At 54.3% G+C, this 23,263-nt stretch carries 35 protein-coding genes; 1 reads left to right on the forward strand and 34 read right to left on the reverse strand.

What is annotated here, in order from left to right; genetic code table 11:
- Positions 1–96: 96 nt before the first annotated feature.
- Complete coding sequence (locus AACY26_RS19920; protein ID WP_339516614.1) at positions 97–594, reverse strand: single-stranded DNA-binding protein; 498 nt, start codon at positions 592–594, stop codon at positions 97–99.
- Positions 595–623: 29 nt separating this feature from the next.
- Positions 624–2,000: an MFS transporter gene (locus tag AACY26_RS19925; RefSeq protein ID WP_339516616.1), complete on the reverse strand. Its 1,377-nt coding sequence runs from the start codon at positions 1,998–2,000 to the stop codon at positions 624–626.
- A 134-nt stretch (positions 2,001–2,134) separates the two neighbouring features.
- On the opposite strand from AACY26_RS19925, the gene uvrA reads away from it, so the two are divergent.
- Positions 2,135–4,990 carry an excinuclease ABC subunit UvrA gene (gene uvrA, locus AACY26_RS19930; RefSeq protein WP_339516618.1) on the forward strand — a complete coding sequence of 952 codons (2,856 nt, stop codon included), beginning with the start codon at positions 2,135–2,137 and terminating at the stop codon, positions 4,988–4,990.
- A gap of 154 nt (positions 4,991–5,144) precedes the next feature.
- Here uvrA and bfr read toward each other — a convergent pair whose 3' ends face one another.
- The 32 genes from bfr to AACY26_RS20090 form a co-directional block, all read right to left on the reverse strand.
- Complete coding sequence (bfr, locus tag AACY26_RS19935) at positions 5,145–5,609, reverse strand: bacterioferritin (RefSeq protein ID WP_339516620.1); 465 nt, start codon at positions 5,607–5,609, stop codon at positions 5,145–5,147.
- Positions 5,610–5,728: 119 nt separating this feature from the next.
- Positions 5,729–7,171 (reverse strand): catalase, encoded by a 1,443-nt coding sequence (locus AACY26_RS19940; RefSeq protein WP_339516622.1) that lies wholly within the window; start codon positions 7,169–7,171, stop codon positions 5,729–5,731.
- Between the two features lie 120 nt (positions 7,172–7,291).
- Complete coding sequence (locus AACY26_RS19945) at positions 7,292–8,671, reverse strand: Na+/H+ antiporter NhaC family protein (RefSeq protein WP_339516624.1); 1,380 nt, start codon at positions 8,669–8,671, stop codon at positions 7,292–7,294.
- Positions 8,672–8,816: 145 nt separating this feature from the next.
- On the reverse strand, positions 8,817–9,203 hold the full coding sequence (gene rplQ / locus AACY26_RS19950; RefSeq protein ID WP_010487018.1) for a 50S ribosomal protein L17: 387 nt from the start codon (positions 9,201–9,203) through the stop codon (positions 8,817–8,819).
- Positions 9,204–9,245: 42 nt separating this feature from the next.
- Positions 9,246–10,247 carry a DNA-directed RNA polymerase subunit alpha gene (locus AACY26_RS19955; RefSeq protein ID WP_087515492.1) on the reverse strand — a complete coding sequence of 334 codons (1,002 nt, stop codon included), beginning with the start codon at positions 10,245–10,247 and terminating at the stop codon, positions 9,246–9,248.
- A 23-nt stretch (positions 10,248–10,270) separates the two neighbouring features.
- On the reverse strand, positions 10,271–10,891 hold the full coding sequence (gene rpsD / locus AACY26_RS19960; protein WP_087515491.1) for a 30S ribosomal protein S4: 621 nt from the start codon (positions 10,889–10,891) through the stop codon (positions 10,271–10,273).
- A gap of 17 nt (positions 10,892–10,908) precedes the next feature.
- Positions 10,909–11,298: a 30S ribosomal protein S11 gene (rpsK, locus tag AACY26_RS19965; protein WP_013789773.1), complete on the reverse strand. Its 390-nt coding sequence runs from the start codon at positions 11,296–11,298 to the stop codon at positions 10,909–10,911.
- A gap of 30 nt (positions 11,299–11,328) precedes the next feature.
- Complete coding sequence (gene rpsM / locus AACY26_RS19970) at positions 11,329–11,685, reverse strand: 30S ribosomal protein S13 (protein ID WP_010487012.1); 357 nt, start codon at positions 11,683–11,685, stop codon at positions 11,329–11,331.
- A 133-nt stretch (positions 11,686–11,818) separates the two neighbouring features.
- Positions 11,819–11,935, reverse strand: coding sequence for a 50S ribosomal protein L36 (rpmJ, locus tag AACY26_RS19975; protein WP_002555468.1), 117 nt, complete (start codon positions 11,933–11,935; stop codon positions 11,819–11,821).
- Between the two features lie 28 nt (positions 11,936–11,963).
- Positions 11,964–13,292, reverse strand: coding sequence for a preprotein translocase subunit SecY (secY, locus tag AACY26_RS19980; protein ID WP_087515490.1), 1,329 nt, complete (start codon positions 13,290–13,292; stop codon positions 11,964–11,966).
- Positions 13,293–13,727 (reverse strand): 50S ribosomal protein L15, encoded by a 435-nt coding sequence (gene rplO / locus AACY26_RS19985; protein ID WP_010487008.1) that lies wholly within the window; start codon positions 13,725–13,727, stop codon positions 13,293–13,295.
- A 3-nt stretch (positions 13,728–13,730) separates the two neighbouring features.
- The gene (rpmD, locus tag AACY26_RS19990) at positions 13,731–13,910 is read right to left on the reverse strand and encodes a 50S ribosomal protein L30 (protein WP_010487007.1); all 180 of its coding nucleotides are present in this window, start codon (positions 13,908–13,910) and stop codon (positions 13,731–13,733) included.
- A gap of 2 nt (positions 13,911–13,912) precedes the next feature.
- Positions 13,913–14,413 carry a 30S ribosomal protein S5 gene (rpsE, locus tag AACY26_RS19995; protein ID WP_010487004.1) on the reverse strand — a complete coding sequence of 167 codons (501 nt, stop codon included), beginning with the start codon at positions 14,411–14,413 and terminating at the stop codon, positions 13,913–13,915.
- A gap of 3 nt (positions 14,414–14,416) precedes the next feature.
- Positions 14,417–14,767 (reverse strand): 50S ribosomal protein L18, encoded by a 351-nt coding sequence (gene rplR, locus AACY26_RS20000; RefSeq protein ID WP_010487002.1) that lies wholly within the window; start codon positions 14,765–14,767, stop codon positions 14,417–14,419.
- A 9-nt stretch (positions 14,768–14,776) separates the two neighbouring features.
- Entirely contained in the window at positions 14,777–15,310 is a 534-nt protein-coding gene (gene rplF / locus AACY26_RS20005) for a 50S ribosomal protein L6 (protein ID WP_010487001.1), read from the reverse strand.
- A gap of 12 nt (positions 15,311–15,322) precedes the next feature.
- Positions 15,323–15,715: a 30S ribosomal protein S8 gene (rpsH, locus tag AACY26_RS20010; protein WP_010486999.1), complete on the reverse strand. Its 393-nt coding sequence runs from the start codon at positions 15,713–15,715 to the stop codon at positions 15,323–15,325.
- 209 nt (positions 15,716–15,924) lie between these two features.
- The gene (rpsN, locus tag AACY26_RS20015) at positions 15,925–16,230 is read right to left on the reverse strand and encodes a 30S ribosomal protein S14 (protein ID WP_010486998.1); all 306 of its coding nucleotides are present in this window, start codon (positions 16,228–16,230) and stop codon (positions 15,925–15,927) included.
- A gap of 13 nt (positions 16,231–16,243) precedes the next feature.
- Positions 16,244–16,783 (reverse strand): 50S ribosomal protein L5, encoded by a 540-nt coding sequence (gene rplE / locus AACY26_RS20020; protein ID WP_087515487.1) that lies wholly within the window; start codon positions 16,781–16,783, stop codon positions 16,244–16,246.
- Between the two features lie 19 nt (positions 16,784–16,802).
- Positions 16,803–17,117, reverse strand: a complete 315-nt coding sequence (rplX, locus tag AACY26_RS20025) for a 50S ribosomal protein L24 (protein WP_010486994.1) — start codon at positions 17,115–17,117, stop codon at positions 16,803–16,805.
- An 11-nt stretch (positions 17,118–17,128) separates the two neighbouring features.
- A complete protein-coding gene (gene rplN / locus AACY26_RS20030) occupies positions 17,129–17,497 on the reverse strand; it encodes a 50S ribosomal protein L14 (RefSeq protein ID WP_003281831.1) in 369 nt (122 codons plus the stop codon).
- 23 nt (positions 17,498–17,520) lie between these two features.
- Positions 17,521–17,787, reverse strand: a complete 267-nt coding sequence (gene rpsQ, locus AACY26_RS20035) for a 30S ribosomal protein S17 (protein WP_010486991.1) — start codon at positions 17,785–17,787, stop codon at positions 17,521–17,523.
- A gap of 2 nt (positions 17,788–17,789) precedes the next feature.
- Positions 17,790–17,981 carry a 50S ribosomal protein L29 gene (gene rpmC, locus AACY26_RS20040; RefSeq protein ID WP_002555481.1) on the reverse strand — a complete coding sequence of 64 codons (192 nt, stop codon included), beginning with the start codon at positions 17,979–17,981 and terminating at the stop codon, positions 17,790–17,792.
- Positions 17,981–18,394, reverse strand: a complete 414-nt coding sequence (gene rplP / locus AACY26_RS20045) for a 50S ribosomal protein L16 (RefSeq protein WP_003243901.1) — start codon at positions 18,392–18,394, stop codon at positions 17,981–17,983. The genes rpmC and rplP overlap by 1 nt, the downstream gene beginning before the upstream one ends.
- 12 nt (positions 18,395–18,406) lie before the next feature.
- The gene (gene rpsC, locus AACY26_RS20050) at positions 18,407–19,093 is read right to left on the reverse strand and encodes a 30S ribosomal protein S3 (RefSeq protein WP_010486985.1); all 687 of its coding nucleotides are present in this window, start codon (positions 19,091–19,093) and stop codon (positions 18,407–18,409) included.
- Positions 19,094–19,106: 13 nt separating this feature from the next.
- Positions 19,107–19,439 (reverse strand): 50S ribosomal protein L22, encoded by a 333-nt coding sequence (gene rplV / locus AACY26_RS20055; protein WP_003103908.1) that lies wholly within the window; start codon positions 19,437–19,439, stop codon positions 19,107–19,109.
- An 11-nt stretch (positions 19,440–19,450) separates the two neighbouring features.
- The gene (rpsS, locus tag AACY26_RS20060) at positions 19,451–19,726 is read right to left on the reverse strand and encodes a 30S ribosomal protein S19 (protein WP_010486981.1); all 276 of its coding nucleotides are present in this window, start codon (positions 19,724–19,726) and stop codon (positions 19,451–19,453) included.
- A gap of 16 nt (positions 19,727–19,742) precedes the next feature.
- Positions 19,743–20,567, reverse strand: coding sequence for a 50S ribosomal protein L2 (gene rplB, locus AACY26_RS20065; RefSeq protein WP_010486979.1), 825 nt, complete (start codon positions 20,565–20,567; stop codon positions 19,743–19,745).
- Positions 20,568–20,581: 14 nt separating this feature from the next.
- Positions 20,582–20,881 carry a 50S ribosomal protein L23 gene (gene rplW, locus AACY26_RS20070; RefSeq protein ID WP_172149919.1) on the reverse strand — a complete coding sequence of 100 codons (300 nt, stop codon included), beginning with the start codon at positions 20,879–20,881 and terminating at the stop codon, positions 20,582–20,584.
- Complete coding sequence (gene rplD, locus AACY26_RS20075; protein ID WP_087515485.1) at positions 20,878–21,480, reverse strand: 50S ribosomal protein L4; 603 nt, start codon at positions 21,478–21,480, stop codon at positions 20,878–20,880. Before rplD ends, rplW begins: the two co-directional genes overlap by 4 nt.
- A 12-nt stretch (positions 21,481–21,492) precedes the next feature.
- Positions 21,493–22,128 (reverse strand): 50S ribosomal protein L3, encoded by a 636-nt coding sequence (rplC, locus tag AACY26_RS20080; RefSeq protein ID WP_089360594.1) that lies wholly within the window; start codon positions 22,126–22,128, stop codon positions 21,493–21,495.
- An 81-nt stretch (positions 22,129–22,209) separates the two neighbouring features.
- The gene (gene rpsJ, locus AACY26_RS20085; RefSeq protein ID WP_010486970.1) at positions 22,210–22,521 is read right to left on the reverse strand and encodes a 30S ribosomal protein S10; all 312 of its coding nucleotides are present in this window, start codon (positions 22,519–22,521) and stop codon (positions 22,210–22,212) included.
- Between the two features lie 143 nt (positions 22,522–22,664).
- The coding region (locus AACY26_RS20090) for an EF-Tu C-terminal domain-related protein (RefSeq protein ID WP_339516634.1) at positions 22,665–23,263 on the reverse strand (599 nt) is incomplete at its 5' end.

Here is a 23,263-nt window from a genome sequence, read left to right on the forward strand (position 1 = left end):
CAGCGGCATAGGCTTTTCGGTTGCGCAAAAACAAAAAGCCCCCGCATTGCGGAGGCTCCAAGCTAAAACCATGCTGTCTTTGCCTAAGGCATTGCCTCAGAACGGAATATCGTCGTCAAAACTGTCGTAGTCTGGCGCTGGCTGAGCTTGTGGCTGCGGCGCTGGACGTGGAGCTGCTTGCTGTTGTGGCGCACGTTGTTGCGGCGCTGGGCGCTGCTGACGTGGAGCCGAATCGCCACCTTCATTGTTGGGACGACCGCCCAGCAACTGCATGGTGCCCTGCATGTCGACCACGATCTCGGTGGTATAACGCTTGATACCGTCTTTTTCCCACTCACGGGTTTGCAGCTTGCCTTCGATATAGACCTGCGAACCTTTGCGCAGGTATTCACCAGCAATTTCAGCCACTTTGCCGAACATCGAAACACGGTGCCATTCGGTCTTCTCGACCTTCTGACCGGTTTGCTTGTCGGTCCACTGCTCGCTTGTTGCCAAGCTCAGGTTAGTAACGGCGTTGCCATTGGGCAGGTAGCGCGTTTCTGGGTCCTGTCCGCAGGTACCGACCAGAATAACTTTGTTAACCCCACGGGCCATAACGATCTCCTAAGCTGTCAGCACGGCTCTCAGGCTTGTTCTACCAAGCTCTCAAGCGCCGCACGATCCAATTTTTGGGTGTCCACTTTGATATAGATGGCAGCCTCTTCGGCCACCACAACCGCATCTGTTACACCGGGCAATGCCAGCAAGCGCACAGCCAGCCCAGTGTCTTGCACTGCTGATGCTGAAAGCGGCATGCGCAGACCGGTCACATAGGGTGGTTCGCGCATATTAACAGCAAAGACCAACCAAAGAAGCGCCATCGCTGCACATCCGAGGAACACCCCCGACAAGCTGTAATGCTGATACAACCAACCACCGACAATACCGCCCAACGCCGCCCCTAGAAACTGGCTGGTTGAATAGACGCCCATCGCCGTTCCCTTACCGCCCGCCGGTGCGACTTTGCTGACAAGCGATGGCAAAGAGGCTTCAAGCAGGTTGAATGCAGTAAAGAACACGATAATGCCCAGCACCAGCGCCTGTAAACTGTGGCCAAACGCCCAGAAATAAAGTTCGCAAGCCAATAACACCGAAACAGCACCAACCAGCACGCGTTTCATCTGGCGCTTTTTCTCGGCGTAGATGATGAACGGCACCATGCCGAAGAAGCCGACCAGCAAAGCCGTCAGGTACACCCACCAATGCTGCTCTTTTGCAAGGTTGCCTTCTTGTACAAGCGCCAGCGGCAGGGCCACGAAGCTGGCCATAAGAATCGAGTGCAAGGCCAGGATGCCTACATCCAGGCGCAACAAATCCGCATTGCGCAGTGTTGGCATCAGTGCCTGTTTGGCCACCCCAGACTCGCGATGCTGCAATTGCCCCGGTCTATTGGGCACAACCACCGCAATAATCAGCATGCCGACCAATGCCATGACCGCCGTCACCCAAAACAAGCCAGACAGACCAAAAGCACGGGTCAAAAGCGGCCCAACCACCATCGCCACGGCAAACGACAGGCCAATGCTCATGCCAATCATGGCCATGGCTTTGGTGCGATGCTGTTCACGGGTCAGATCAGATAGCAACGCCATTACCGCAGCAGAGATAGCGCCTGCGCCTTGCAACACGCGCCCGCCAATCACGCCCCAGATCGAATCGGCATTGGCCGCCAACACGCTACCGGCGGCAAATATCAGCAAGCCCACATAGATGACCGGACGTCGACCGATGCGGTCTGAAATCATCCCGAACGGAATTTGCAGGAACGCCTGAGTCAGGCCATAGACACCAATCGCCAAGCCGATCAGCGCTGGCGTGCTGCCTTTGAGATCCATGCCGTAGGTCGCTAATACCGGCAAGACCATGAACATGCCGAGCATCCGAAAAGCAAAAACCATCGACAGGCCAGCTGCCGCCCGATTTTCGCTGCCACTCATGCGGTCATTGTGCAGATCGTGCATTACCAAGACTCTAAGTCAGACAAGGCGGAGATTCTAACAGCCATATGTACTGCGGCACAGGAGCACACTTTGCCGCAGGGTAGCTGTCGGCCGTATACTCGTGGGTTTCCGCCCGCCAAGCGAGGCCGCTGTTTGTGGACAAGATTCTGATCCGTGGGGCACGTACCCACAACCTTAAGAACATCGACCTGACCTTACCGCGCGACAAGCTGATCGTGATTACCGGCCTGTCTGGCTCGGGCAAGTCATCGCTGGCTTTCGACACCCTGTATGCCGAAGGTCAACGCCGCTACGTTGAGTCACTGTCGGCCTACGCCCGGCAATTTTTGTCGATGATGGAAAAGCCTGACGTCGACACCATCGAGGGGCTGTCGCCAGCGATTTCCATCGAACAGAAATCGACATCGCACAACCCACGCTCCACCGTTGGCACCATCACTGAAATCTACGACTACCTGCGCCTGCTCTATGCGCGCGTCGGTATTCCACGCTGCCCTGATCATGACGTGCCGCTCGAAGCGCAAACCGTCAGCCAGATGGTCGACCAGGTCCTCGCCTTGCCTGAAGGCAGCAAGCTGATGCTCCTGGCGCCCGTCATCCGCGAGCGTAAAGGTGAGCACCTCTCGGTATTTGAAGAGCTGCGTGCGCAGGGCTTCGTTCGCGCCCGGGTTGACGGCAAGCTGCATGAACTGGATGAACTGCCCAAGCTCGACAAGCAAAAGAAGCATTCCATTGATGTTGTGGTCGACCGCTTCAAGGTGCGCGAAGACCTGCAACAGCGCCTTGCCGAGTCCTTTGAAACGGCTTTGAACCTGGCCGATGGCCTGGCCCTTATCGCCCCGCTCGACAGTGACGACGACAGCAGCGGGATCAAGGACGAGATGATTTTCTCGGCGCGCTTTGCCTGCCCGCACTGCGGCCACTCGATCAGCGAGCTGGAACCCAAGCTGTTCTCATTCAATAACCCAGCTGGCGCCTGCCCGACATGCGATGGCTTGGGGGTTAAACAGTTCTTCGATACCAAGCGTCTGATTCACGGCGAGATGACCCTGGCCGAAGGCGCGATTCGTGGCTGGGACCGTCGCAACGTCTATTATTTCCAGATGCTCGGCTCCTTGTCAGCGCATTACGGTTTCAGCCTGGAAATTCCGTTCGACGACCTCAGCGCTGAGCATCAAAAAGTCATACTCTTCGGCAGCGGCACCCAGAGTGTCGACTTCCGCTACCTGAATGACCGTGGCGACATCGTCAAGCGTGCGCACCCGTTCGAAGGCATCGTGCCGAACCTCGACCGCCGCTACCGCGAGACAGAATCAACCAGCGTGCGTGAAGAACTAAGCAAACTGCTCAGCACTCAACCCTGTCCGGATTGCCGTGGCACCCGCTTGCGTCGTGAAGCCCGCCATGTCTGGGTTGGAGAGCGCACATTGCCTGCGGTAACCGGCTTGCCGATTGGCGATGCTGCCGAGTATTTCTCTGGCCTGTCACTGACCGGTCGCCGCGGTGAGATTGCCGACAAGATTCTCAAGGAGATTCGCGAGCGCCTGCAGTTCCTGGTTAATGTCGGCCTCGATTACCTATCCCTGGACCGCAGCGCCGACACCCTCTCAGGCGGTGAAGCGCAGCGTATTCGCCTGGCCAGCCAAATTGGCGCCGGTCTGGTCGGGGTGTTGTACATCCTCGATGAACCATCGATTGGCTTGCACCAACGCGACAACGAACGCCTGCTCGGCACGCTGCGTCACCTGCGTGACATTGGCAACACGGTGATTGTGGTTGAGCACGATGAAGACGCCATTCGCATGGCCGATTATGTGGTCGACATCGGCCCCGGCGCGGGTGTGCATGGTGGCCGCGTGGTCGCCGAGGGCACCGCTGCCGAAGTCATGGCGCACCCTGACTCACTGACCGGCAAATACCTGTCAGGTCGGGTCAAGATCGAAGTACCTGCCAAGCGCCACCCGGTGAATAAAAAGCAGCTACTGAAAATCAAAGGCGCGCGCGGCAACAATTTGCGCAATGTTGACCTGGAAATTCCTATCGGCCTGCTGACCTGCGTGACCGGTGTATCGGGCTCGGGCAAGTCAACCTTGATCAACAATACCCTTTACCCGCTCAGCGCCACCGCACTCAATGGCGCCACGACCCTGGAAGCCGCCGCCCATGACAGCTGCGACGGTTTGCAGCATCTGGACAAAGTGGTGGATATCGACCAAAGCCCGATTGGCCGTACGCCGCGCTCCAACCCGGCAACCTACACCGGCCTGTTCACCCCAATCCGTGAGCTGTTTGCTGGCGTACCGGAGTCACGTTCACGGGGTTATGGCCCTGGCCGTTTCTCGTTCAACGTCAAGGGCGGACGCTGCGAGGCTTGCCAAGGTGACGGCTTGATCAAGGTTGAGATGCACTTTCTGCCGGACATCTACGTGCCTTGCGATGTGTGCAAGAGCAAGCGCTATAACCGTGAAACCCTTGAAGTTAAGTACAAGGGCAAGAACATCACCGAAGTCCTCGACATGACCATTGAAGAAGCCCGGGTGTTCTTCGACGCGGTTCCAGCACTGGCGCGCAAGCTACAGACACTGATGGATGTGGGCCTGTCCTACATCAAGCTGGGGCAGAGTGCGACAACGCTGTCGGGCGGTGAAGCGCAGCGGGTCAAGCTGTCTCGCGAACTGTCCAAGCGCGACACGGGCAAGACCTTGTATATCCTCGACGAGCCAACCACTGGCCTGCACTTCGCGGATATTCAGCAGCTGCTTGATGTGCTTCATCGCCTGCGCGATCACGGCAATACCGTGGTGGTGATCGAGCACAACCTCGACGTGATCAAAACCGCGGACTGGCTGGTGGACTTGGGTCCCGAAGGTGGCTCCAAAGGCGGTCAGATCATTGCCGTGGGCACGCCCGAAGCGGTGTCAGAGATGCCTCAGTCGCACACGGGATACTTCCTTAAACCCTTATTGGAACGTGACCGCGCCGCGAGCTAGAGAGGGATTATGCACGGTGGATAATGCTTTTTATCCACCTTTTTTACGGTCACGAACATGGTGCCCTGTTTGCTGATTTCGGTATTGCATGGCGGTGGACAAGCTTCGCGTTGTCACCGCCTACGCAATCAATTTGGGCTGTACCGGGTTTAAATTACATCTGCGCTTGCAGGTAGTTTTCCAAGCCCATCTTGTCGATCAGCTGCAGCTGAATCTCCAACCAATAAGCGTGGTCTTCCTCGGTGTCCTTGAGCTGGGCCAGCAGAATATCGCGACTTGGATAGTCCTGCAGGCGCTCACAAAGCTCAATGCCTTTGCACAGGGCTGCGCGCACGTGATATTCCAGCGCCAAGTCAAGCTTGAGCATCTCTGGCACGCTTTGACCAAAGACAAAAGTATCCGGCGTCATGTCCGGCGTACCCTCAAGGAACAAGATCCGCTTGAGCAGTGCATCAGCGTGCTGGGTTTCTTCTTCCATCTCGTGATTGATACGCTCAAACAGCTTGGTAAAGCCCCAGTCCTCGTAATAGCGCGAATGCACAAAATACTGATCACGGGCAGCCAGCTCGCCTTTGAGCAGTACTTTGAAATAATCGATTACTTCCTGGTGGCCTTTCATCTACAGCTCCTGACACAAACGCTTTGAATATCTGCATATGCTCAACCCCAAGCAGGCGAAGGTCAAGTAAAAAAAAGGGGCCACCATCGCTGGAGGCCCCGTCGTTGCTGGTGCGAATGTTAACGATTGGCTTTTAGCGCTTGCCGCACACCATTGCCGTAGTCCGCATGCACTTGATCAAAATGGGCCAACTGGCGCTCAACAATGAAGTCCGGCACACCGGCCATGGCATCGGCAATATTGCTGAACAGACGCTGCTTTTGACCCTCATCAAACAAATTGAACAAGGCCCGCGGTTGGCTGTAATCATCATTACCCTGGCGGTGGTCGAAGCGATCAGCATCACCTTCCAGCGGCAATGGCGGCTCAGCGTACTGAGGCGCCTGCGCCGGGCCATTGAACGAATTAGGCTCGTAGTAGGCATCCGGATTTGAGTTGGCCGTAAAGAAGCGCATGGAGCCGTCCTTGTGATAATGATGCACAGGACTCTTCGGTGCGTTTACCGGCAGCGCTTCATAGTGCGTACCCAGGCGGTAGCGATGGGCATCCGCATAGGAAAAGACCCGCGCCTGCAGCATTTTGTCCGGCGAAAAACCAATACCAGGCACCACGTTCGATGGCGAGAAAGCTGCTTGCTCGATCTCGGCAAAGTAGTTTTCAGGGTTGGCATTTAGCTCAAGCTCGCCCACCTCAATCAAAGGGAAATCACCATGCGGCCAGACCTTGGTCAGATCGAACGGATTAAAGCTGGTGTGTCTGGCCTGCTCCTCGGTCATCACCTGAATAAAGAAGCCCCACTTGGGGAAGTCGCCCTTTTCAATACTGCCGAACAGATCTTCCTGCGTGGTCTCACGGCTTTTACCGACGACTGCTTCTGCCTCGGCATTGGTCCAATGCTTGTGACCCTGCTTGGTCTTGAAGTGGAACTTGACCCAGACGCGCTGATTGTCTGCGTTTAGCAGGCTAAAGGTATGCGAGCCGTAGCCATTGATATGGCGAACATCCGTCGGCAGGCCGCGATCGGACATCAGGATAGTCACCTGATGCAGCGATTCCGGAGACAGCGACCAGAAATCCCACATTGCTGTCGCTGAACGCAGATTGGTTTTAGGGTGACGCTTTTGGGTGTGGATAAAGTCCGGAAACTTGTAGGGGTCGCGAACGAAGAAGACCGGCGTGTTGTTACCTACCAAATCCCAGTTGCCCTCTTCGGTATAGAACTTCAGGGAAAAACCACGCACATCACGCTCTGCATCAGCAGCACCCTGCTCGCCCGCGACGGTCGAGAAGCGTGCAAGCATTTGGGTCTTGTTACCCTTCTGCAGCACTTTGGCTTTCGAGTATTGGCTGATGTCATGGGTGATGGTTAGCGTGCCGTATGCACCCCAGCCCTTGGCATGTACTGCTCGCTCAGGAATACGCTCGCGGTTCTGGTGCGCCAGCTTTTCGATCAATTGGTAGTCTTGCAACAACAGCGGACCGCGTGGGCCTGCGCTAAGGGAATTCTGGTTATCGGCAATCGGGCTACCAGCACTGGTAGTCAACATAGGTTTGTTGCTCATGAGCTCTCTCCTTATTAGATCCAATCAGCCGGGCTGTTAGGCCAGCGTTGGATCAAGGTTAATCTCGAGGAGAAAAGAGAGCCAATGTATTGAGCAAACCGTCCTGATAGTCAAAAACTCTTAGGCAATCAGGATAAAGCCAACAAAGGTCAGACCTGCTGCGATTAACGCATAAGGCAACTGCGTAATTGCATGGCTGATCAAGTTGCAACCTGACCCCTGCGCCGCCAGAACAGTTGAGTCGCTGTAGAAGCACGCCTGGCTGCCAAAGGCCGAAGCCGACATCAGCGCTCCAATGACCAGGGGGATATTGGCGTCGAGCGCATAGGCCAAAGGCATCACGATTGGGATAGTCACGGCGAAAATCCCCCAGGATGAGCCTGTAGCAAACGCCAGCACAGCCATGCTCAGGAACACCATGGCAGGCAATAACTGCGCAGTCATAAAGGGCTTGAGCGACTCCACGACAAATAACGATAACTGCAACTGATCACAGACTTCTTTGAAAATAAAGGCAGCAATAACAGTGCCGATAGCCGGCAACATCGTTTTAAAACCATCCATCATCTGCTCAAGCATTTCAGCCAAGGGCATTAGGCCTTGAACCAAATAGAAGGGAACGACCAACGCCATGGTCGCGAGCATGCCCATCCATACATCAATATCGAAATACAGGGTAAAGCCAACCAGCAATAGCAACGGCACCAGGAAGTTATATAGCTTGCCATCTACTTCCTCGGCGCTTTTGTGCTCAGCCTCAGCCGCCTTCATTGCATAGTTGTGCTCAGGACTGAACTCACTGACGTGCATGGCTCCAGCCGAGCCGTGCTGGGCGAGCATTTCAGCCTTACGCATAGGGCCGATGGCAGGAACAACGCCAGCAGCAACCAGCAGCACAAGGGCAACCGACAACCAGGCATAGAACATGTAGGGAATGGCGCTCATATAGACACTGATGCCTTGCCCACTCTCAGCAATCCCATTGTTCTCAAGCAAGCCGCCGAAGAACACTGCCCAGGTCGACAACGGCACAAGCACGCAGACAGGCGCAGCAGTGGAGTCGACGATGTAGGCGAGCATCTCGCGGGAGACCTTGAAGCGATCCGTCACGCGCTTCATGGTTTCACCCACGGTCAGCGCATTGAGATAGTCATCAATGAATATGACCAATCCCAGTACACAAGTCATCAGCAACGATGAGCGCCGCCCCTTGGCCAGCTTGATCGAGGCGCGACCAAAGGCTTGTGCGCCCCCCGTACGAACCAGCAGAGCAATAAGCGCACCAAAGCTGCCACAGACCAGAATCAACCAGCCAATGGTTTCATCCTGCATGACCTTGAGCGATATATCGGAAAAGCTGTGAAGCGCACTGGCTGGTGAAATCATCAACAAACCGGAAATAGCGCCAAGCACTAAAGCAAGAATGGGACGACGCAGCCAAACGGCGAGTACGAGAACAACAACAGGAGGGATTAAGCTCAGAGCAGTAGGTTCAGACATATGCTTGTTCTTATAAGGAATCAGAGTTCCAAGAACATTACCTGAGGCGAAGCCTGCACACAATATCAAACACGACGTTCGGAATACTGGCCACTTGATACACAAAAAAACCGGGCTAGGCCCGGTTTTTTCTACAACCTACAACTTACTCTGCAGCTTCTACTGTGCCGCCGACCGGACGGTCAACCAGCTCAACATAAGCCATAGGAGCGTTGTCACCAGCGCGGAAACCGCACTTGAGGATACGCAGATAACCGCCCTGACGGGTGGCATAACGCTTGCCCAGGTCGTTGAACAACTTACCAACGATAGCTTTCGAACGAGTACGGTCGAATGCCAAACGGCGGTTAGCAACGCTATCTTCTTTAGCCAAAGTGATCAGCGGCTCGGCAACGCGACGCAGCTCTTTTGCTTTCGGAAGAGTAGTTTTGATCAGCTCGTGCTCGAACAGCGATACCGCCATGTTTTGAAACATGGCCTTGCGGTGAGCGCTTGTGCGGCTGAGGTGACGGCCACTTTTACGATGACGCATGGTTCAATTCCTTACCAAACTCTCGTTCGGTGATGATGACGATTAGGCAGTAGCCTTATCGTCTTTCTTCAGACTTGCCGGCGGCCAGTTGTCGAGGCGCATACCGAGGGACAGACCGCGAGAAGCCAGAACATCCTTGATTTCAGTCAGGGATTTCTTGCCCAAGTTCGGCGTTTTCAACAGTTCTACTTCGGTACGCTGAATCAGGTCGCCGATGTAGTAAATGTTTTCTGCTTTGAGGCAGTTTGCCGAACGAACGGTCAGTTCCAGATCATCAACCGGGCGAAGCAGGATCGGATCGATCTCGTCTTCTTGCTCGATCACAACAGGTTCGCTGTCACCTTTGAGGTCGACGAACGCTGCCAACTGCTGTTGCAGAATGGTAGCGGCACGACGAATTGCCTCTTCAGGATCCAGAGTACCGTTGGTCTCCAGGTCGATAACCAGTTTGTCCAAGTTGGTGCGCTGCTCAACACGAGCATTTTCCACCACGTAAGAAACACGACGCACCGGGCTGAACGATGAATCCAGCTGCAAGCGACCAATGCTGCGGCTTTCATCTTCATCGCTCTGACGGGAGTCAGCTGGCTCATAGCCGCGACCACGAGCTACAGTGAGCTTCATGTTCAACGCGCCAGTAGAAGCCATGTTGGCAATTACGTGGTCGCCATTGACGATTTCAACATCATGATCCAGCTGAATATCGGCAGCGGTAACTACGCCCGAGCCCTTCTTCGCCAGAGTCAGTGTCACTTCGTCACGACCGTGCAGTTTGACAGCCAGACCTTTAAGGTTGAGCAGGATTTCAATAACGTCTTCCTGAACACCTTCGATTGCGCTGTACTCATGGAGCACACCGTCAATCTCGGCCTCGACTACTGCACAGCCAGGCATGGAGGACAACAAGATGCGACGCAGCGCGTTGCCCAGGGTATGGCCGAAACCACGCTCGAGAGGCTCGAGAGTGATCTTGGCGCGGGTCGGACTAACCACCTGCACATCAATATGGCGGGGGGTCAGGAACTCATTTACCGAAATCTGCATGGATGCACCCTTTTTTCTAGCCCTTACTTGGAGTAGAGCTCGACAATCAGGCTTTCGTTGATGTCGGCGGAGAGGTCACTGCGAACTGGGACGGCTTTGAAAACGCCCGATTTCTTTTCAGTGTCAACTTCTACCCATTCAACGCGGCCGCGCTGGGCACACAGCTCAAGAGCCTGAGCAATGCGCAGCTGATTCTTCGATTTCTCGCGTACTGCAACTACGTCACCAGCTTTAACCTGGTAAGACGGGACGTTTACAGTTTTGCCGTTGATGGAGATCGCTTTGTGCGAAACCAACTGACGGGATTCAGCGCGGGTTGCGCCGTAGCCCATACGGTAAACTACGTTGTCCAGACGGCACTCGAGCAGTTGCAGAAGGTTCTCACCAGTAGCGCCTTTCTTGCCGGCTGCTTCTTTGTAATAACCGCTGAACTGACGCTCAAGAACGCCATAGATGCGACGAACTTTTTGTTTCTCACGCAGCTGAGTGCCGTAGTCAGACTGACGGCTACGGCGCTGGCCGTGGATACCTGGGGCTGCTTCGATGTTGCACTTCGATTCCAGGGCGCGTACGCCACTTTTCAGGAAAAGATCTGTGCCTTCACGACGAGACAGTTTGCACTTGGGACCAATGTAACGAGCCATATCTCACTGTCTCCTGATTACACGCGACGCTTCTTCGAAGGACGGCATCCGTTATGCGGGATGGGCGTCACATCGGTGATGCTGGCGATCTTGTAACCGCAGCCGTTTAATGCACGGACAGCGGACTCACGGCCGGGACCTGGGCCTTTGACGTTAACGTCAAGGTTTTTCAGGCCGTATTCCAGCGCAGCTTGACCAGCACGCTCTGCAGCCACCTGGGCAGCAAACGGGGTGCTCTTACGTGAGCCGCGGAAACCTGAACCACCGGAGGTAGCCCAAGACAGAGCATTGCCCTGACGGTCAGTAATGGTCACGATAGTGTTGTTGAAAGAAGCGTGGATATGGGCGATGCCATCCACAACTGTCTTTTTGACTTTCTTACGAGTACGAGCAGCAGGCTTAGCCATGACTTATTTCCTGTCGATTCGCGGGCGCAATTACTTGCGGATCGGCTTACGCGGGCCCTTACGGGTACGCGCGTTGGTCTTGGTACGCTGACCGCGGACCGGAAGGCCGCGACGATGGCGCAGACCGCGATAGCAGCCCAGGTCCATCAAGCGTTTGATTTTCATGTTAACTTCGCGGCGCAGATCACCCTCGGTGTTAACCTTGGCGACTTCACCACGCAGCTGCTCGATCTGCTCGTCAGAGAGATCTTTGATTTTAGCTGCTGGGTTTACACCAGTAGCAGCACAGATTTTCTGTGCAGTTGTGCGACCGACACCAAAGATGTAGGTCAGCGAGATAACAGTGTGTTTGTTATCCGGAATGTTAACGCCTGCAATACGGGCCATTCAGTGTAACTCCAATTGACAGCAACCCACGCCCCGGAAGCCAAGAAATGGGGCGCAAGATCTTAACGCTGTAAAAACAAATAATCAACCCGACAGCGCACTAGCTGTCGGGCTTATATCGCTACTATCACTCTCAGCCTTGGCGCTGTTTGTGACGCGGTTCCGCGCTGCAGATCACTCGCACGACACCTTCGCGACGAATAATTTTGCAGTTACGGCACAGCTTTTTCACTGATGCACGAACTTTCATCACCAACTCCTCGAACCTTATGGACACTTCAGCGCATCATGCCGCTGCCGTAGCCCTTCAGGTTGGCTTTCTTCATCAGGGATTCGTACTGGTTCGAAACGAGGTGCGATTGTACTTGGGACATGAAGTCCATTACAACCACAACCACAATCAGCAACGAGGTCCCGCCGAGATAGAACGGAACGTTGGCTGCAACCACCAGAAACTGGGGCAACAAACATACGGCCGTCATGTACATGGCTCCGAACAAAGTCAAACGAGTCAATACGCTATCGATATAACGTGCCGACTGCTCGCCTGGACGGATGCCTGGAATAAAGGCACCAGACTTCTTCAGGTTTTCCGCTACGTCTTTCGGATTGAACATCAGCGCTGTATAGAAGAAGCAGAAGAAAATAATCCCTGCACTAAACAGCAAAATGTTCAACGGCTGACCAGGAGCGATAGCCTGTGAGATATCTTGAAGCCAGCCCAAACCTTCAGACTGACCAAACCAAGACCCCAGCGATGCCGGGAACAACAGAAGGCTGCTAGCGAAGATAGCCGGGATAACCCCCGCCATGTTCACCTTCAGTGGCAAGTGGCTAGTCTGCGCAGCGAAAACCTTGCGGCCCTGCTGACGCTTGGCGTAATGCACCGCAATGCGACGCTGCCCACGCTCAATGAACACCACAAAACCAATGATCGCTACTGCCAGCAAACCGATGGCGACAAGGGCGAAGATATTGATATCACCCTGACGAGCAGACTCGAAAGACTGCCCAATCGCCCGCGGCAGACCGGCTACGATGCCCGCAAAAATCAGCATCGAAATACCGTTGCCAACACCACGCTCAGTGATTTGCTCGCCGAGCCACATCATGAACATTGCACCAGCAACGAACGTAGTGACTGCGACAAAGTAGAAGCTGAAATCAACTGCAAACGCGACGCCCTGGCTCGCTAAACCAACGGACATGCCGATAGCTTGGACGAATGCCAGGACGAGAGTGCCGTAGCGGGTGTACTGGCTAATCTTGCGACGGCCAGATTCACCTTCCTTCTTCAACTGCTCCAGTTGTGGGCTGACAGCAGACATGAGCTGCATGATGATCGACGCCGAAATGTACGGCATGATCCCCAATGCAAAGATGCTCATGCGCTCCAGCGCACCACCGGAAAACATGTTGAACAAGCTAAGAATGGTCCCCTCATTCTGTCGAAACAGATCCGCCAGTCTATCAGGGTTGATTCCAGGCACAGGGATGTGTGCGCCAATCCGGTAGACGATAATCGCCATGAACAGAAAGCGCAGACGAGCCCAGAGCTCGGATAACCCGCCATTGCCTAGCGCTGAGAGAGCACCTTGCTTAGCCATTTATTCCTCGAACTTACCGCCAGCTGCTTCGATAGCCGCGCGCGCACCTTTAGTGGCGGCGATACCTTTAAGGGTAACTGCACGAGTAATCTCGCCGGACAGCATGACTTTTACACGCTGTACGTTTTGATTAATCAGGTCAGCATCCTTCAGCGCCTGCAGAGTAACTACATCACCTTCGATCTTGTTCAGCTCGGAAGTACGCACTTCTGCGCGATCCATAGCCTTCAGAGAGACGAAGCCGAATTTAGGGAGACGACGGTGCAGAGGCTGCTGGCCGCCTTCAAAACCTGGAGCAATGGAACCACCGGAACGGGAGGTTTGACCTTTGTGACCACGGCCACCAGTCTTACCCAAACCACTACCGATACCACGACCCGGACGGTGCTTCTCGCGACGGGAACCCGGCGCAGGACTCAAATCATTCAGGAACATGCGTTAACCCTCCACGCGGAGAAGGTAATAAGCTTTGTTCATCATGCCGCGATTTTCTGGAGTATCCAGAACTTCAACGGTGTGATTGATACGACGCAGGCCGAGACCCTTGACGCAAGCTTTGTGATTAGCCAGACGGCCGTTCACGCTTTTGATCAGCGTGACTTTTACGGTATTAGCCATGATTAGAGAATCTCCTCGACGCTCTTGCCACGCTTAGCCGCAACGGAGTCCGGAGACTGCATAGCTTTCAAGCCTTTGAATGTGGCATGAACCACGTTCACAGGGTTGGTAGAGCCGTAGCACTTAGCCAGTACGTTGTGAACACCAGCTACTTCCAGAACAGCACGCATCGCGCCACCAGCAATAATACCGGTACCTTCCGAAGCAGGCTGCATGTACACCTTGGAGGCGCCATGAGCAGACTTCATTGCGTATTGCAGAGTAGTGCCGTTCAGATCAACTGTGATCATGTTACGACGTGCAGCTTCCATCGCTTTTTGGATAGCAGCTGGCACTTCGCGGGATTTGCCGCGGCCGAAACCAACGCGACCCTTACCATCACCAACCACGGTCAACGCAGTGAAAGTGAAGATACGGCCACCTTTTACGGTTTTAGCAACACGGTTAACCTGCACCAATTTCTCGATGTAGCCTTCGTCGCGCTTTTGGTCGTTATTTGACATAACTTAGAACTCCAGCCCGCCTTCACGAGCAGCATCAGCCAGCGCCTTAACGCGGCCGTGGTACTTGAAGCCAGAACGGTCGAATGCAACCTGAGTTACACCAGCGGCTTTCGCACGCTCAGCAACCAGCTCGCCAACTTTCTTGGCTGCGTCGATATTGCCAGTGGCGCTATCACGCAGTGCTTTGTCCAAGGTCGACGCGGTGGCCAAAACCTTGCTGCCGTCGGCCGAGATGACCTGGGCGTAGATGTGCTGCGACGAACGATACACGCAGAGACGCACGACTTCGAGTTCGTGCATTTTCAGACGTGCTTTGCGAGCGCGACGCAGTCGAGTAACTTTTTTGTCGGTCATTTGCTAGCCCTACTTCTTCTTGGCTTCTTTACGGCGGACGACTTCGTCAGCGTAACGAACACCTTTGCCCTTGTAAGGTTCAGGACGACGGAAGTCACGAATCTCCGCAGCTACCTGACCAACCAGTTGTTTGTCGACGCCCTTGATCAGGATGTCGGTCTGGCTAGGGGTTTCGGCGGTAACGCCTTGCGGCAATTCGTAGTCGATTGGGTGGGAGAAGCCCAGTGCCAAGGACAGAACCTGACCTTTAGCCTGTGCTTTATAACCAACACCTACCAACTGGAGCTTGCGCTCGAAGCCTTCGCTGACGCCGATTACCATGTTGTTAACCAACGCACGAGTGGTACCGGCCATTGCGCGAGTCTGCTGATCACCGTTGCGAGCAGCGAAACGCAGCTCACCGGAATCCTGGACCACTTCAACGGACGAGTGAACGTTCAGTTCCAAAGTGCCCTTGGCACCTTTCACCGAAAGCTGCTGACCGGCGAGTTTGATCTCTACACCAGATGGCAGCTTGACGGGGTTTTTAGCAACGCGAGACATGCTTATCTCCCCCTAGAACACAGTACAAAGCACTTCACCACCGACACCGGCAGCGCGCGCAGCACGATCCGTCATCACACCTTTGTTGGTGGAGACGATAGACACGCCAAGACCGCCACGAACTTTCGGCAGATCTTCGACAGCTTTGTATTGGCGGAGGCCTGGACGGCTAACGCGTTTTACTTCTTCGATGACCGGACGGCCTTCGAAATATTTCAGCTCGATGGACAGCTGCGGTTTTGCTTCACCGCTGATCTGATAATCCGCAACATAACCTTCGTCCTTGAGAACTTTGGCTACGGCTACCTTCAAAGTAGAAGATGGCATGCTTACGACGGACTTTTCAGCCATCTGGGCATTACGGATACGAGTTAGCATGTCCGCTAACGGGTCCTGCATACTCATGGGCTAGACGCTCCTGATACAAAAAGAATTAGCCTTACGGCTAGAGTCACCAGACACCTTTGGGCGAACCCAGGCTCAGGCGAGCCGAACATTCTAGTGACTGATCAAAAATGAATCAAGCCCCAAAAGGGGCTTGATTCAAATTGCTTGCGATATTCACCTGCTTCACCCGGTAAACCGAGCGAAACAGGAGACTCGCTAACAGTGACTTACCAGCTGGCTTTAACCAGACCTGGAACGTCACCGCGCATAGCAGCTTCACGCAGCTTGATACGCGACAGACCGAACTTGCGATAAACGCCGTGCGGACGACCGGTAATGCGGCAGCGGTTACGCATGCGCGAGGCGCTTGCGTCACGTGGCTGCTTCTGCAGTGCTACTGTCGCTTCCCAACGCGCTTCAGGAGTTGCTTCCTGATCCACGATGATGGCTTTCAGCTCAGCACGCTTCTTGGCGTACTTGGCAACCGTTTGCTGACGCTTCAGCTCGCGGTTTCTCATGCTCATTTTGGCCATGATCCAGCTCCTATCAGTTGCGGAACGGGAATTTGAAAGCACGCAGCAATGCGCGACCTTCATCATCCGTCCGAGCAGTGGTGGTCAGGGTAATGTCCAGACCGCGGAGGGCATCGATTTTGTCGTAGTCGATTTCCGGGAAAATGATCTGCTCTTTAACACCCATGCTGTAGTTGCCACGGCCGTCAAACGACTTGGCATTCAGGCCGCGGAAGTCACGCACGCGCGGCAGGGAGATAGACAGCAGACGATCCAGGAACTCGTACATACGCTCACGGCGCAGAGTAACTTTAACGCCAATCGGCCAGCCCTCACGAACCTTGAAGCCTGCAATCGACTTACGGGCATGAGTCACAACGACTTTCTGACCGGTGATCTTTTCCAGGTCGGCAACTGCGTGCTCGATGATTTTCTTATCACCGATCGCTTCGCCCAGGCCCATGTTAAGGGTGATTTTGGTAATGCGCGGAACTTCCATCACGTTAGCAAGCTTCAGTTCTTCCTGGAGCTTGGGCGCAATTTCCTTCCGATAAATCTCTTTTAGTCGTGCCATGGTCTCTACCTAGCAGTGTTCAAGCATCAACCGCTTTTTGGGTCGACTTGAAGACACGAATTTTTTTACCGTCTTCAACTTTGAAACCAACACGATCTGCCTTGCTGGTTTCGCTATTGAAAATGGCCACGTTAGAAGCGTGCAATGGCGCTTCTTTCTCAACGATACCGCCTTGAACGCCCGACATCGGGTTCGGCTTGGTATGACGCTTCACCAGGTTGATCCCACCAACGACCAAACGGTCGTCAGCGAGAACCTTGAGCACCTTACCGCGCTTACCTTTGTCTTTGCCGGCGATCACGATGATCTCGTCGTCACGACGAATCTTTTGCATGTCGGATCTCCTTACAGCACTTCAGGGGCGAGCGAGACGATCTTCATGAACTTCTCAGTACGAAGTTCGCGAGTCACGGGCCCAAAGATACGGGTACCGATAGGCTCTTGCTTGTTGTTCAACAGAACAGCAGCGTTGCCATCGAAGCGAATGATCGAGCCATCAGGGCGACGAACGCCGTGACGGGTACGGACTACAACAGCAGTCATTACCTGGCCCTTCTTCACTTTACCGCGAGGAATTGCTTCCTTAACGGTTACCTTGATGATGTCACCGATGCCAGCATAACGGCGGTGTGAACCACCCAGCACCTTGATACACATAACGCGACGTGCGCCACTGTTGTCAGCAACGTCGAGCATGGATTGAGTCTGAATCATATAATTTCTCCGACCCCTAGTCCTTAGACTTCCACTGCGCGTTCAATGACTTCAACCAGTGCCCAAGTTTTAGTCTTGGCTACGGGACGAGTTTCACGAATCGAAACTTTGTCACCGATGTTGCACTGATTGGTTTCGTCATGCGCGTGCAGCTTGGTCGAACGCTTAACGTATTTGCCGTAGATCGGGTGCTTAACGCGACGCTCGATCAATACGGTGATGGTCTTGTCCATCTTGTCGCTGACAACACGGCCGGTCAGCGTACGGACTGTTTTTTCGGCTTCAGCCATGATCACTTACCTGCCTGCTGGTTGAGCACAGTCTTCACACGAGCGATATCGCGCTTAACTTGCGAGAGCAGATGAGACTGCCCCAACTGGCCAGTCGCTTTCTGCATGCGCAGATTGAACTGGTCGCGCAGCAGGCCGAGCAGTTGCTCGTTCAGCTGCTGTGCTGATTTTTCACGAAGTTCATTCGCCTTCATCACATCACCGTCCGCTTAACAAAAGTGGTGGCGAGAGGCAGCTTTGCAGCCGCCAAGGCGAAAGCCTCACGCGCCAACTCTTCGGAAACGCCTTCGATTTCATACAGGACTTTGCCTGGCTGAATCTGGGCTACCCAATACTCAACGCCACCCTTACCTTTACCCATCCGCACTTCTAGAGGCTTCTTGGTAACCGGCTTGTCCGGGAAAACGCGAATCCAGATTTTCCCGCCACGCTTAACGTGACGAGTCAGAGCACGACGAGCGGACTCAATCTGACGGGCGGTGAGACGACCGCGGGCAACAGACTTCAAGGCGAATTCGCCGAAGCTGACTTTGCTACCGCGCTGTGCCAGACCACGGTTGTGGCCGGTCATCTGCTTACGGAACTTCGTACGCTTTGGTTGCAACATTTGGCGTACCCCTTACTTAGCAGCTTTTTTACGAGGCGCAGGTGCTTGTGGTTTCAGTTCTTCATGGCGACCACCAATTACTTCGCCTTTGAAGATCCAAACCTTGACACCGATCACACCATAAGTGGTGTGCGCTTCGTACGTGGCATAGTCGATATCGGCACGCAGGGTGTGCAACGGCACACGACCTTCGCGATACCATTCGGTACGTGCAATTTCAGCACCACCGAGACGACCGCTCACTTGGATTTTGATGCCCTTGGCACCAATACGCATGGCGTTTTGTACAGCGCGCTTCATAGCGCGACGGAACATCACACGACGCTCCAGCTGCTGAGCTACGCTCTGCGCAACCAGCATACCGTCGAGCTCCGGCTTGCGGATCTCTTCGATATTGATGTGCACAGGCACACCCATTTGCTTGGTCAGGTCCTGACGCAGCTTCTCAACATCTTCACCTTTCTTCCCGATAACGATACCTGGACGAGCAGTGTGGATGGTGATGCGTGCAGTTTGAGCCGGACGAGCTATGTCGATACGGCTTACGGACGCGCTTTTTAATTTGTCTTGGAGATACTCACGCACTTTCAGATCAGCGAACAAATAGTCCGCATAAGTCCGACCGTCTGCGTACCAGACGGAGGTGTGCTCCTTGACGATTCCCAGGCGAATGCCAATGGGATGTACTTTCTGACCCATCTGATCGACTCCGTTACTTGTCCGCAACCTTGACAGTGATATGGCAAGACCGCTTGACGATGCGATCAGCGCGGCCTTTGGCACGCGGCATGATACGCTTCAGCGAACGCCCTTCGTTGACGAAAACGGTGCTGACCTTCAAGTCATCAACGTCTGCGCCTTCGTTATGCTCGGCGTTGGCTACAGCCGACTCCAGCACTTTTTTCATGATCTCGGCGGCTTTTTTACTGCTAAAAGCCAACAAGTTGAGCGCTTCGCCCACCTTTTTCCCGCGGATCTGGTCGGCGACCAAGCGGGCTTTTTGGGCGGAGATTCGAGCGCCCGACAACTTAGCGGCTACTTCCATTTCCTAACCCCTTAACGCTTGGCTTTCTTGTCTGCTACGTGCCCACGATAAGTGCGGGTACCAGCAAACTCGCCGAGTTTGTGACCGACCATGTCTTCGTTCACCAGAACTGGGACATGTTGACGGCCGTTATGCACAGCAATGGTCAGACCGACCATTTGCGGCAGAATCATAGAACGGCGCGACCAGGTTTTAACTGGCTTGCGGTCATTCTTTTCAACTGCCACTTCAATCTTCTTCAGTAGGTGAAGATCGATGAAAGGACCTTTTTTCAGAGAACGTGGCACTGTCGTATCCCTCTAATTACTTGCGACGACGGACGATCATATTATCGGTGCGCTTGTTACCACGAGTCTTAGCACCCTTGGTAGGGAAGCCCCATGGAGACACCGGATGACGACCACCAGAGGTACGACCTTCACCACCACCATGTGGGTGGTCGACCGGGTTCATGGCAACACCACGAACGGTCGGGCGAACGCCACGCCAGCGCTTAGCACCAGCTTTACCTAGCGAACGCAGGCTGTGCTCGGAGTTCGAAACTTCGCCCAAAGTCGCACGGCACTCGGCCAGAACTTTACGCATTTCACCGGAACGCAGACGCAATGTCACATAGACGCCTTCACGAGCGATCAACTGAGCCGAAGCACCAGCGGAACGAGCGATCTGAGCACCTTTACCTGGCTTCAGCTCAATACCGTGAACAGTGCTACCAACTGGAATGTTACGCAGTTGCAGGCTGTTACCTGGTTTGATCGGAGCCATGATCCCAGCAATCAGCTGGTCACCAGCACTCACACCCTTAGGCGCGATGATGTAGCGACGCTCGCCGTCTGCATACATCAACAAAGCGATGTGTGCGGTACGGTTCGGATCGTATTCAATACGCTCGACAGTGGCTGGAATGCCATCTTTGTCGTTGCGACGGAAATCGACCAGACGATAATGCTGCTTGTGACCACCACCGATATGACGGGTAGTGATGCGACCATTGTTGTTACGACCGCCAGTCTTCGACTTCTTTTCAAGCAGCGGAGCGTAAGGAGCGCCTTTATGCAGCTCCTGATTGACCACCTTGACCACAAAACGGCGGCCAGCGGAAGTCGGTTTGCATTTAACGATTGCCATGATGCACCCCTTCCTTACTCAGCACTGCTGGCGAAATCGAGATCTTGGCCTGGCTGAAGCGAAATGATCGCTTTCTTCCAGTCGTTACGCTTGCCCAGACCGCGAGCGGTGCGCTTGCTCTTACCCAGAACATTCTGAGTAGTAACACGCTCAACTTTCACGCTGAACAGGCTTTCGACGGCCTTCTTGATTTCCAGCTTGGTTGCGTCAGTCGCAACTTTAAATACGAACTGGCTTTTCTTGTCGGCCAGTAGTGTGGCTTTCTCAGAGACGTGCGGACCCAGCAGCACTTTAAATACGCGTTCCTGGTTCATCCCAGCATCTCCTCGAATTTCTTCACGGCAGAAACGGTAACCAGTACCTTTTCATACGCGATCAGACTGACCGGATCGGAACCCTGTACGTCACGAACATCGACGTGCGGCAGGTTACGAGCAGCCAGGTACAGATTTTGATCAATTGCATCAGACACGATCAGGACGTTAGTCAGACCCATGCCATTGAGCTTGCCCAGCAGATCTTTAGTTTTCGGAGCTTCAACAGCGAAGTCTTCAACTACAACCAGACGATCAGTGCGAACCAGCTCAGCAAGAATCGAACGAATCGCAGCGCGATACATCTTCTTGTTCAGCTTTTGGTCGTGATTCTGCGGACGAGCCGCGAAAGTCACACCACCACCGCGCCAGATCGGACCACGAGTGGTACCAGCACGAGCACGACCAGTACCCTTCTGACGCCACGGACGCTTGCCGCCGCCAGATACATCGGAACGAGTCTTCTGTTGCTTGCTGCCTTGACGGCCGCCGGCCATGTAGGCCACAACTGCTTGGTGAACCAGGGTCTCATTGTAATCGCCGCCGAAAGTCGCTTCGGAAACTTCGATCGCTTGAGCGCCATTTACATTTAATTGCATGTCAGCTTCCCCTTAACCGCGAGTCTTAGCTGCTGGACGCACAACCAAGTTACCGCCGGTCGCGCCTGGAACAGCGCCTTTGACCAACAGCAGGTTGCGTTCAGCGTCTACGCGCACAACTTCCAGGGACTGTACCGTCACACGCTCAGCACCCATGTGACCGGACATTTTCTTGCCCTTGAATACGCGACCTGGGGTTTGGCACTGGCCAATAGAACCCGGCACGCGGTGGGACACGGAGTTACCGTGAGTGTTGTCTTGGCCGCGGAAGTTCCAACGCTTGATGGTACCGGCAAAGCCTTTACCCTTGGACTGACCGGTCACATCGACCATCTGTCCAGCTTGGAAGATTTCAGCGTTGATCAAGTCGCCAGTTGAGTACTCGCCTTCTTCAAGACGGAATTCCCAAACACCACGACCTGCCGCGACGTTCGCCTTAGCGAAGTGACCGGCTTGAGCCTTGCTGACACGCGAAGCACGACGCTCACCTACAGTGACTTGCACTGCACGATAGCCATCGGACTCCTCAGTTTTGAACTGGGTGACGCGATTCGGCTCGATCTCAATGACCGTAACCGGAATGGAGACACCTTCTTCGGTGAAAATACGGGTCATACCGCATTTACGACCGACTACACCAATAGTCATGTTGTAAACCTCATGAGTGTACGGGGCTTTCACCCGCTATGGCCGCCCATTTCAGAGCGTTACACGACTAAGACCCAAGTCTTAGCCGAGGCTGATCTGCACTTCCACGCCAGCCGCAAGGTCGAGCTTCATCAGCGCGTCAACGGTTTTATCCGTTGGCTGGACAATGTCCAGAACACGCTTGTGGGTTCGAATTTCAAACTGATCGCGCGCGTCTTTGTTGACGTGCGGAGAAGTAAGAACTGTGAACCGCTCTTTGCGAGTAGGCAATGGAATCGGACCACGCACCTGAGCACCAGTACGTTTCGCGGTTTCCACGATTTCCTGGGTTGATTGATCGATCAGGCGATGGTCAAAAGCCTTCAACCGAATACGGATTTGTTGGTTTTGCATTTTGACCTCAGATTCCAAGCTGCGATTCCCAACGGACGCAGTACGCCCGTTAAAAGGAGGCGCAATTCTATAGACGCTCCCTACCAGTGTCAACCCAATAAAAAAAGCCCCCGCAAGCGGAGGCTTTTTTCTAGATCAATCGATTACTCGATGATCTTGGCAACTACACCAGCACCAACGGTACGGCCGCCTTCGCGAATCGCGAAACGCAGACCATCTTCCATGGCGATTGGAGCAATCAGGGTAACAACCATTTTGATGTTGTCGCCCGGCATTACCATTTCAACGCCTTCCGGCAGTTCGCAGTTACCAGTTACGTCCGTAGTACGGAAGTAGAACTGCGGACGGTAGCCCTTGAAGAAAGGAGTGTGACGACCACCCTCTTCTTTCGACAGAACGTACACTTCGCCTTCAAACTTGGTGTGCGGCTTGATGGTGCCTGGCTTAGCCAGTACTTGGCCACGCTCTACGTCATCACGCTTGGTGCCACGCAGCAGTACGCCAACGTTCTCACCAGCACGACCTTCGTCGAGCAACTTACGGAACATCTCAACACCAGTACAGATGGTCTTGGTGGTATCACGGATACCAACAATCTCAATTTCTTCCTGTACCTTAACGATGCCACGCTCAACACGACCAGTCACAACAGTACCGCGACCAGAGATCGAGAACACGTCTTCGATTGGCATCAGGAACGGCTTGTCGATAGCACGCTCAGGCTCAGGGATGTAAGAATCCA

Source organism: Pseudomonas sp. RL_15y_Pfl2_60, assembly GCF_963970595.1.
Classification (GTDB): Bacteria; Pseudomonadota; Gammaproteobacteria; order Pseudomonadales; family Pseudomonadaceae; genus Aquipseudomonas.